Source organism: Enterobacter cloacae complex sp. 394F7 (genome assembly GCF_057320385.1).
This window is the reverse complement of record NZ_JBXWCS010000014.1, coordinates 133,864-143,087: the sequence shown is the minus strand read 5'-3', so window position 1 is coordinate 143,087 and position 9,224 is coordinate 133,864. Positions and strand designations below refer to the sequence as shown.

Genomic DNA, 9,224 nt, shown 5'->3' with positions numbered 1-9,224 from the left:
TGGCAGAAGAAGTCATCCGGCATGAGCCCGGGAAAGTGAGACGGCTGAATATAGTTAACGAGATGAAAAAGCTGGGAAAAGAGTACAGTAATATGGTCATGGTGGCATGACCATATTACTGGGGATCCCTCAGCCCTGTGGGAGAGGGTGAGGGGGAGCAGCACGCACAGCGTGACTTGCATTAGTTCGGTTTTCCAAACATGATCCCCTCATGAAAATAGAAACCGCACATCCCTCACACTTCGAACGCCTGGTCGCAATCTGGGAATCCTCCGTTCGCGCTACCCATCACTTTTTACAGGAAAGCGATATCGTGGCTCTGCGCCCGCTATTGCTCAACGCGTATCTGCCAAACCTTACCGTCGTGATGGCCCGCGATGATGCAGGTGTTATCCACGGCTTTTTAGGCGTGGATGAAAACCGCATTGAAATGCTGTTTGTTGATGATGCGAGCCGGGGAAAGGGCGTGGGGAAATTACTGCTGCACTATGCCATCGCAGAGTTTGGCGTAAACGAAGTGGATGTGAATGAGCAAAACCCGCAGGGCGTCGCGTTTTATCGCCATATGGGGTTTGTGCAGGTCGGTCGCTCAGAGGTTGATGGACAGGGGAATCCGTTTCCGTTGCTGCATATGCGGTTGAATCGGGATTAGCGCTTAGCCTGCTTATCCCATTTTAATAAGCCGACAATATCTTTCTCTCCCTCGGCTTCTTTCAGCAGGCGCTGCTTCTTTTCATACTCGATGTATTCTGAGCACGCCTTTTCATCCGCCGCTTTTTTGCTGATTTTGCCTGCGCCTTCTAAAACGTCCCGGTCGTTAAATTGCAGAAACTGATCGAGTTTGGTTTGCCAGTCTCGTAAAAATACCTGCTTACGGCGTTTGGCCTGATCTTCTGCAAAGTCGAGCCACATGTTAACGACACGATTTAGTTCGCTGACTTCATCCTGAGACAGATAATTTTTTGCTGTGGTGACATCGCTTTTACGGACTTCTTCGCCTTTATAGCTGGTCAGCCCCATATACGGTTGCGTGGCGTCCGCACGCTGGTGAATCAACTCAGCGGCGGTAAGGCCGGTGCAGGCAAAATGCAGTTTATTCTGGATGGTCTGGAAGAATTGCGTGGTTTCTTTGAGTGACGGCTGATAGTCAGCGGCTAATGCAAAAATCTCCCTCACACGGAGATAAACCCGGCGTTCGCTGGCCCGTATATCGCGAATGCGTTCCAGCATTTCATCGAAATAGTCAGGTACGGCGGATGATCCCACAGGCGGGTTTTTCAGGCGCTCGTCGTCCATAACGAAGCCTTTTACCAGATATTCCTGCAGCGTTTGGGTGGCCCACTGGCGGAACTGTGTCCCTCGCGTGGAGCGGACGCGATAGCCGATGGCGAGAATGACGGGCAGGCTATAGTGAAGTGTGTTGCGATTAACCTTGCGCTGACCTTCTTGCTGAACTTGTAAGTAAGCCTTACAAGTTGCTTTTTGTTCAAGCTCACCCTCTTCGTAAATAGCTTTAATATGCTGTGTAATGGCTTGAGGAGTGACCTGATAAAGAGCCGCTATGGCTGCTTGCGACAGCCAGAGCGTTTCATGTTCAAAGCGACATGTGATGCGAACAGTTCCATCATCGCTGGCAAACATAATAAATTCGCCAGCCGGAGAGTGGATTACGTTTTGATCTGCCATGTCGCCTCCCTCTTTTGAGTAATTAACCTTACCAGCGTGTAGTATGCCAGAAACAGCCGCTAAGCCAGGTGGTTTGTATCTGATTTTGCGAGGCGCTTTCCATGATGCTGAGCTTGGATCGCCGCAAGCGCATCCTCTATCTCAGTGAGCTTTGCTTTCGTCCGTTTGTAATCATCCTGCAACTTCTGCTCCTGCTCGTTATACGCCACCAGAACGATGCATCCTTTCATCACCTTGATGGTTACCTGATGTCCGGTTTCAAACCCTGCCGCGCGTAGCCATTTGCCTGACAGAATGATATTGGGCGTGGATTTGTCGAAAACATTCGGGCGATATCCCACAATTAACGAACGCTCGGTTCCGGATTGGTCGGTGTCTGGGGTAGAATGCGAATCAGCCATAATCAACTCCTTGATAGTTGGTGAGGTTAGACGCTCCTGTTGTGTTCCCGCACATCGGAGCGTTGCTTGTAGAGGAGGTTTAGGTGGCCTCCTATATGGCTCAGAGTAGATGGATAGGTGGCCTCATGTCAATCATATCGCGCGAAAAAAAACCAAAAGGCGGTGGGCAGTCCCCGCAATTTAAGATGCGTATTGATCCGGCATTGAAGGAGCAGTTGGATGCCGTGGCGGCTGAGGAAGGGGTGAGTCTCGCCAGTTGGTTGAAGGAACTGGCGAGGGAGGCTTTACGACGAAAAGGCCTGGAGCCAAAGGGATAATTCACTACGGGTTCATCGCACTTCGACAATGAGTCGCGGTTGCTAAGCAAGGGCAAGTCTGCGCACCGTCATCAGGAAGTCGTAAGAGGTCGTCTCCCACAGCTCAGGCGAAAAATCAAATCCATATCGGCTTTTGAACTCATCATCCAGCTTGTCTCCGTAACACTCAATGAAAGTATCAATCTCTTCGGCTAACTCTTTTAACAACCAACCAGGTGCCGTCTTTTTAAATAGCCCAATTATTCCCTCAATTGTATCCTCACCATCATTAATGAGGTCATAATCCTGATTGAAGTAACCATGAATCAACTGATCAAGATGATAGAAATTTTGCATAATTCACCTACGGGGTCGGGAATGCAGTAAGGATATAGTAAGGCTTACCATTATATTCTTTCAGCTCAATAACAATCCTCACACTTCGCATGCTGATACGCTGTGTACTACCTCGTGAAAACCCATATCCAATCTCCTGACCTGCCGGGTAAACGATAGTGAGGCGCCCCCCTCTGTTTCCCCCGCCAAGTAATGATTTTATATTTGCTCGATTATAATATATTGCTCTTGATATAACGCTTTCTGCAACGTTTAAATTTTTAAATGTTGAAGACATTATGAGTCGCTTATTCTGCTCGAATCGGGCAAGTAACTCATTATCCGTTTTTCCAACATGATTTGCGAGTGTATGGCCACCGGGTTTGAGACCTGTAACAGATTCATGCTGGATAAGTTTGATACGACCAGCTTTAACGGCTGCTACTCTTGCGGCACCGATAGCCGCTGCAAACCCGAGTGGAACAGCAATATCAACCGTCATGCCGATATTGAGAGCCGTATTTTCATCAGCCCCAAGCTCCTTTGCAGCACGAACGGCAAGCTCGTATGTTGCAGAGCGGGTATCCTGTCCGGTTATTGCTTGTCTGGCTGCACTTTGAATGGCGTCAAGACTATGTGCACCCACAACCACACATCCCGCTTTCGTGAGGCCAGTTGGTTCTGGTGCAATACAAAGTGCCGTAGCTCCGGCCATTTCTACTGCTCCAAGTAAAACGCCAAGCCCCCCAGTAATCGGTTACTCAGCGTTTCCGCTTCTGTCACGCTCTTATCTGAAAGCACCGCCGCCAGTTGTACCGGTGACATAACGACGGTTATTCCACCTTCTTCCATAATATAATTCCATCACCATATCCTTACCCGATAATAACCAAAAATATCTTCGTTTGGTAAGAATAAATTCCTAATCTGTCTTTCTTGTTAAATTATGAAATAACAGTAGATGTAAAAGGATCGACTATTGCCGGTCTGGGATTTGAGCATTCGCTGCGGGAGCATCGCACTTTGGTAATCAGTAGTCGCACAACTGTTTGAGCGAGTGGTTGGTCTGGATCCCTGTTTGGAGAGCAGCTTTTAATGATTCTGTCTGGGCATGTTCCTGTACACGTTATTGTTGTCAAAGAAGTTATTAATCTACGGGGAGCAAATCACATTTAAAATGCGTGGCCGTCAGTGCCAGGTGGATAAGCCAAAATTGTTTATAAAAAATCTATACGCAGTGCTATTTATTTAATATAAATTCAAAGATAGCTTATGGGACTGCTACGGATCAGTCAATAACAATGCGAATGAAAATAGAGGTTTTATAGACCTTCTCGGATAGTTGCGGACGAACTTTTGGCGGAAGATCACAGAAGTCTATATTGGCGGATAACTTACTAATATATATTTTTTATTAGGATGCTAACCGCCGTTTTATACACTTCTACATACCTATCGAAAAACTAGATTGCGATGTAGTTGCAGATTGTTTCAATATGGTGTTGCATCGAAAACTGCTTGACTTGGCCAAGCCCAGGGTAATGTCTACGTGAATGAAGTGCTTTAAACTCACGCAGGCCTAAGGTGTTATCAAAGAAGCCGGGATAGGTTTGATCATGCACGACAAGCTTTTCTAAAGCTTGCTGGAATTTTCCTGATGGATTCGAGGGGGTGCCATCATCTACTGATGAAAAATGCTTGACTGACATTGCATCAAATTCATCACTATCCAAATAACTTGCATGAATAGTCACCACGTACGCAGGGCCTCCAGATTCAGCATAATCTGAACCCGCAATATTGAAGTCACCAAAACCAATTACTGAGTTATGGACATCTTTATAACGGACATGCAAATCTGAAAAATATGAATTTGATGGATAATCAGCATTCCGTTTTTTCTTTTTGAAGGGATCATCCATTAAGACAATATTTGATAATTGCTGTAGTACAATGTTAGGAGAACCTTCTGGAATGATATTAATTGTAAACAATTTTAAACGAGAAACTAAATCTCGGGTAACACCACTTTCCACGTATGATGCTTTTTCTCCTCTTATAAGACCATTTAGTCTATCAAACTCTTGGATATTATCTATATATTTAATACAGGGGATAAATGAGATGCTTTTTATTTTATATAGTTCATTTATGAATTGATCTGTCCTTCCTTTGAGTTCTCCTATCTCAGAATTGACTATAATAAGTGGTATAATATTATTTTTGTTCAATGAGAGAACAATTGTCTCAAGCTGTTTTGTGTTTTCTCGTACGGGCTCAATAACTGGTTTAAAAAGGCTATTTGGCAAAATAGCCGATAGTTCTCTTAACGCTGTAAACTCGAACTGTTTACCTCTGAGTAAAGGGAAGTACATATATCATCCTTTTCAATGTAGCTTGATAGTATTTTGGTCAGCGATCTCTGACGAGACTGATTGATACTAAAACTAATCGCTGATGATTTTAGTGATCTAGGTAACGTATTAATAAAGCTAATGTTGTTTGCTCTATGTGTCTTGAGTGAGTCACGGAAGTACTTTCTTAGAGTTTGAGAGTCTGTGTTCTCGAATATTTCTAGGCAAAAAGAATATACATCCATATTTGGGAGGTTGATTCTCATACCTGATATTTTTTCTGCCATATGTTTATACTCTGCAATTCGCATAGAACCAATCATTAATTTTGGATTAATTTCCGAATCGATTACTGATGCTGGTTTTATTTCATCCAATTTGTTTTTTTCTGTTAGTTCAATGATGCCAACAGTTTCTGGAATTATAAGTTTGATTTTTTCTATGTGAGTCTTAGCCGCTACGACATAGACCTTATCAAATAAGTTAGTATATGAGTCTAATTGTTCTGGTAATCTTTTCAGATTATCTAATTCAGTTTTTATCTCATAGCAGGTTGATAATCCATTTAATATTACACAATCTGCTTTATTTGTACCAACTCTAAACTCAGAAAGCATTACTGCCTCATTTTTCTTATGCTTTTTCAAAAATACTTCGTTTGCTATGATATTTTTGAAAAAATACTCTGATTTATATTCATGAGATAGCTTTTTAAAAGCTATGTCGAATATTTCAGAAACCTTAACAGGGAAAAGTTTAGGAGTTAAAGTTATCGCCGCTAACTCGTGGAGTAACGAAAAATCACCATCTGCAACAGCATTTATAGCTTGGCTTGTAAATAATTGTCCAATATTTTTATTACTCATCATTTTAACATCAATCTCACTCTGCACCTTTAGCCATAAATCAGCCTTAGTAAACGCTAAGATTAGCTTGATTTCCCTGATCCTCTCAACATTATTAGAGAATTTTAAATTTTTGATGAGTATCGTTAAGTCGTCTAATATGAATTAACTGTATATATATCAATGGGATATGTGGGATCTTCATTGAATGCGCAATCATCCTAAGCTGACTTCTACTCACTTTAGTCTTACAGGACTCCTCCCTGTAAAAGTTTTTTGAGTTTTACTGTTCATCTTCCGGTTTTATGTAATTTATTCATATAGTTAAGTGGTGATTAGACGATGAAGAATGAACAGACGATTGTTCACCCCGCAGGATCATCAGATATAAAAAGACCGGCTGTTGCCGGTCTGGGTTAGGTTATTTCGCTGTGGGGTTGTCGCACTTCGGCAACCAGTCGCCGTAGCTTTCCTCTTTCAGCGACAGGTGGGTCTGTATCCCCTGCTTTGTGTGCCGTTTATTATAATTCAGGCCGTACTCTTACAGCATCATGGGCAGCCCCAGCCCGAACATTTTCAGGCTGAGCACGTTCCTGTATCCGTTAGCCTCCATATAGGTCAGATACGCGTGATACAGATATTTACGGTAATCACGCGGGACAATGCTGGCATTGCCCATAAACATTCCGTTGGTCTGCGGCAGCATTTCCAGATAGCCACAAAAATCAAAAGTCGGGTCAGCATCACGCTTGATGCTGAGCGCCTCGTCGCAGTTCTGCTGCGACTGGAGCAGTGCGCGCGGCGGCTATCGGGTCGCTGAATTTCTGCATAAGCTGACGCACGATGACGGCCAGCTCACGTGCAATTTTATCCCTGAGCTGCGGGTCGCGTTCTTCCGGGGCATCTGCTCGGCAACTTTCCGTACGCTTGAATCCGTTGACGGGATTATCCGTTCATCGGTTACTGAGCCGGTTCTCCCTGTACCCGCACCGGCGGCCACCGTTAATTGTGCCGGTGCGTGAGCACGGCCAGACATCAGGAGAGACATACGTGACCACACTGACGCTACAGAAAGCCTTCGAGGCCTGTCAGGCAAATAAATCCGCCTGGCTGCAACGCCGGGATGAACTGAAGCAGGCCGAACAGGCATACCGCGAACAGCTTGCCGGTAACGGCCACAAGCGGCCGGAGCCTGCAAACGCTGCGTGAGATTATCGAGGTGAAAAAGTGGGAAATAATTCAGGCTGCCGGGCGTTATATCCGCTCGCATGAGGAGGTGTAGCGCATCAGCATCCGTAACCGTCTAAATGATTTTATGCAGGCGCACGGCGCGCCAGCGGTAATGTATTTATTTTTGCGGGACTTTGTGTACCGAAGTACTGCGCCGTTTCGAACGAGCATTAGTAATTGTGCAGTAATGTTTGATGGCGTGAAGAGCCCATGAGTGGCTAAGTTTAGGGGCGAGAAAGTGTCGCCCGGTTCAGATGCTGAGTGGAGGTTTTGAAGGCGCTCAGCACCTCTAATAACTTCATCTTATACATTCGGACCTGTAGAAATCTAAAACTATCTATGATCCTGCCTTAATCCGCCCTAAGAAGCGGGAAGACGTGACAGTCAACTACATCATTCATTATGCTTTTAATTTCCTTATATAACAGCCGGTTACTTCGTGTTGCTTAAATGTAAAATATGAAGTAATTCAAAAAATTTAATTAAAATATAGAAAATATGCTAAGAATTATTTATAAAAATGATTTGTATCTTCACGGGATGAATGGCTTCATATGAAAATTACAAAGATAACAGAATTGATTAAAGAAGCACCTCAGCTGTTAAAAAACTCAGGGGAGGATAAGCTATCCGCAGGACCTTTAGCAGAAATGGTAATAGGGTTAGTTTGTTCCGTTGGCACAGACCTAGAAGCAATCACAAAAAAAATAAGAGATAGATTATCCTTATATAAATTTGAATGTTCTGAAGTCCGGATTTCATCGGATGTGATAGCTGAGCTCTCAGGTAAGGGAGATTATACAGATAATTACCAAAGAATTGATAGCTTAATGACTAAGGGAAATAAGCTAAGGGAAGATAGTGAATGTAATTATATATTGGCTCTTGGAGCAATAGCTAAAATTAATGAGATCAGGACAAAGCATGCACGTTTACAAATAAATAAAAAAGGAATTGCATATGTTATAAATTCAATAAAACATCCTGAAGAGGTGTATAAATTAAGAGAGGTATATGGCTCGGGATTTTTACTTTTTGGTGTTTTTTCTGATGAGAGTCGCAGGTTAGATAATTTGATTCGTAATAAAGGAATTCCAGAAGATAAAGCAGAGTTATTGATTGCTAGGGATGAAGATGAAGAGTCAGGGCATGGTCAGCATACCAGAGATACATTTCATTTAGCTGATTTCTTTTTAAACCAAGATGGCCGAGATGATAAGCTTAATAATGATATAAAAAGAGTCTTTGATTTACTCTTCGGTAATCCTTTTATTACGCCAACATTTGATGAATATGCAATGTATATGGCCTTTTCTTCAGCTTTGAGATCTGCTGATTTATCAAGACAAGTTGGAGCCGTATTAGCAAAAAACTACGCTATTATGTCAACTGGTGCTAATGATGTTCCTAAGTCTGGAGGTGGTTTATACTGGCCATATTTTAATGCAGAGAACGAAAGTTATGAAGACTATCCGGAAGGAAGGGACTATGTAAGAGGTTTTGATTCGAATGCCAAACAAAAAAGAGAGATTATAGATGATATTCTCAATCAAATACCTAGAAAATCTCGTGATAATTTAGAGAAAATCCTCAATAACAGCCTGATTCAAGATATTACGGAATATGGTCGTGTGGTGCATGCAGAAATGGAAGCGATTTTAGCATGCGCTAGAACAAACATTAGCACTCAAGATGCTTATATATATTGCACCACTTTCCCATGCCACAACTGCGCTAAGCATATCATAGCTTCGGGAATAAAGAGGGTGGTTTACATAGAGCCATACCCAAAAAGTAAGGCTTATGAATTTCATTCAGAATCAATAACTAATGATGAAAAAAACCAAGGGAAGGTGCTTTTCGAACCTTTTATTGGAATAGGGCCGCGAGTCTATTTTAATCTATTTTCCATTGTTAATGGAAGTGGGAATAAAATTAAGAGAAAAGATAAATCGGGAAATGTTGTTAAATGGACTGAGTCTAATTCGTCATTAAGAATATCACTGTTACCTATTTCTTACTTGGAAAGAGAGCAGATTTCTGTTAACTTGTTCGCAAAGATCATAGGAGTTTAAC

At 42.8% G+C, this 9,224-nt stretch carries 10 protein-coding genes and 2 pseudogenes; 5 read left to right on the top strand and 7 right to left on the bottom strand.

From position 1 onward, the window contains the following. Positions 1-211 precede the first annotated feature (211 nt). On the top strand, positions 212-652 hold the full coding sequence (locus AC2FAK_RS19325) for a GNAT family N-acetyltransferase (protein WP_095455526.1): 441 nt from the start codon (positions 212-214) through the stop codon (positions 650-652). Here AC2FAK_RS19325 and AC2FAK_RS19320 read toward each other — a convergent pair. Beyond that, positions 649-1,686 carry a virulence RhuM family protein gene (locus AC2FAK_RS19320; protein WP_023621007.1) on the bottom strand — a complete coding sequence of 346 codons (1,038 nt, stop codon included), beginning with the start codon at positions 1,684-1,686 and terminating at the stop codon, positions 649-651. The genes AC2FAK_RS19325 and AC2FAK_RS19320 overlap by 4 nt on opposite strands. 59 nt (positions 1,687-1,745) lie before the next feature. Next, on the bottom strand, positions 1,746-2,087 hold the full coding sequence (locus AC2FAK_RS19315; RefSeq protein WP_023621006.1) for a SymE family type I addiction module toxin: 342 nt from the start codon (positions 2,085-2,087) through the stop codon (positions 1,746-1,748). A 125-nt stretch (positions 2,088-2,212) separates the two neighbouring features. Here AC2FAK_RS19315 and AC2FAK_RS19310 point away from each other — a divergent pair, with 125 nt between their 5' ends. Continuing rightward, complete coding sequence (locus tag AC2FAK_RS19310; RefSeq protein ID WP_028028019.1) at positions 2,213-2,404, top strand: toxin-antitoxin system HicB family antitoxin; 192 nt, start codon at positions 2,213-2,215, stop codon at positions 2,402-2,404. Positions 2,405-2,446: 42 nt separating this feature from the next. Here AC2FAK_RS19310 and AC2FAK_RS19305 read toward each other — a convergent pair whose 3' ends face one another. From AC2FAK_RS19305 to AC2FAK_RS19285, 5 genes and pseudogenes are all read right to left on the bottom strand, one after another. Then, positions 2,447-2,740 carry a contact-dependent growth inhibition system immunity protein gene (locus AC2FAK_RS19305; RefSeq protein WP_013094874.1) on the bottom strand — a complete coding sequence of 98 codons (294 nt, stop codon included), beginning with the start codon at positions 2,738-2,740 and terminating at the stop codon, positions 2,447-2,449. 7 nt (positions 2,741-2,747) lie between these two features. After that, on the bottom strand, positions 2,748-3,434 hold the full coding sequence (locus tag AC2FAK_RS19300; RefSeq protein WP_311379579.1) for an RNase A-like domain-containing protein: 687 nt from the start codon (positions 3,432-3,434) through the stop codon (positions 2,748-2,750). Positions 3,435-4,182: 748 nt separating this feature from the next. Next, positions 4,183-5,094, bottom strand: a complete 912-nt coding sequence (locus AC2FAK_RS19295) for a sce7725 family protein (protein ID WP_485453324.1) — start codon at positions 5,092-5,094, stop codon at positions 4,183-4,185. Beyond that, complete coding sequence (locus tag AC2FAK_RS19290) at positions 5,046-5,942, bottom strand: sce7726 family protein (RefSeq protein WP_095455528.1); 897 nt, start codon at positions 5,940-5,942, stop codon at positions 5,046-5,048. The genes AC2FAK_RS19295 and AC2FAK_RS19290 overlap by 49 nt, the downstream gene beginning before the upstream one ends. Positions 5,943-6,339: 397 nt before the next feature. After that, a pseudogene (locus tag AC2FAK_RS19285) lies at positions 6,340-6,820 on the bottom strand (winged helix-turn-helix domain-containing protein); the annotation flags it as partial. On the opposite strand from AC2FAK_RS19285, the gene AC2FAK_RS19280 reads away from it, so the two are divergent. The 3 genes and pseudogenes from AC2FAK_RS19280 (at position 6,743) to AC2FAK_RS19270 (ending at position 9,223) form a co-directional block, all read left to right on the top strand. Beyond that, complete coding sequence (locus AC2FAK_RS19280) at positions 6,743-6,940, top strand: hypothetical protein (protein WP_255248565.1); 198 nt, start codon at positions 6,743-6,745, stop codon at positions 6,938-6,940. The pseudogene AC2FAK_RS19285 and the gene AC2FAK_RS19280 sit on opposite strands and share 78 nt — an antisense overlap. Positions 6,941-6,968: 28 nt before the next feature. Then, positions 6,969-7,197: pseudogene (locus tag AC2FAK_RS19275) on the top strand (phage polarity suppression protein); the annotation flags it as partial. A 505-nt stretch (positions 7,198-7,702) separates the two neighbouring features. Then, positions 7,703-9,223 (top strand): anti-phage dCTP deaminase, encoded by a 1,521-nt coding sequence (locus AC2FAK_RS19270; protein WP_095427738.1) that lies wholly within the window; start codon positions 7,703-7,705, stop codon positions 9,221-9,223. Position 9,224 lies beyond the last annotated feature (1 nt).

Excerpts from the sequence above, each read along its gene's own strand:
- AC2FAK_RS19315 (WP_023621006.1), bottom strand. The coding sequence starts at position 2,087 with ATGGCTGATTCGCATTCTACCCCAGACACCGACCAATCCGGAACCGAG.
- AC2FAK_RS19320 (WP_023621007.1), bottom strand. The coding sequence starts at position 1,686 with ATGGCAGATCAAAACGTAATCCACTCTCCGGCTGGCGAATTTATTATG.
- AC2FAK_RS19295 (WP_485453324.1), bottom strand. The coding sequence starts at position 5,094 with ATGTACTTCCCTTTACTCAGAGGTAAACAGTTCGAGTTTACAGCGTTA.
- AC2FAK_RS19305 (WP_013094874.1), bottom strand. The coding sequence starts at position 2,740 with ATGCAAAATTTCTATCATCTTGATCAGTTGATTCATGGTTACTTCAAT.
- AC2FAK_RS19325 (WP_095455526.1), top strand. The coding sequence starts at position 212 with ATGAAAATAGAAACCGCACATCCCTCACACTTCGAACGCCTGGTCGCA.
- AC2FAK_RS19290 (WP_095455528.1), bottom strand. The coding sequence starts at position 5,942 with ATGATGAGTAATAAAAATATTGGACAATTATTTACAAGCCAAGCTATA.
- AC2FAK_RS19270 (WP_095427738.1), top strand. The coding sequence starts at position 7,703 with ATGAAAATTACAAAGATAACAGAATTGATTAAAGAAGCACCTCAGCTG.
- AC2FAK_RS19310 (WP_028028019.1), top strand. The coding sequence starts at position 2,213 with ATGTCAATCATATCGCGCGAAAAAAAACCAAAAGGCGGTGGGCAGTCC.
- AC2FAK_RS19300 (WP_311379579.1), bottom strand. The coding sequence starts at position 3,434 with ATGGCCGGAGCTACGGCACTTTGTATTGCACCAGAACCAACTGGCCTC.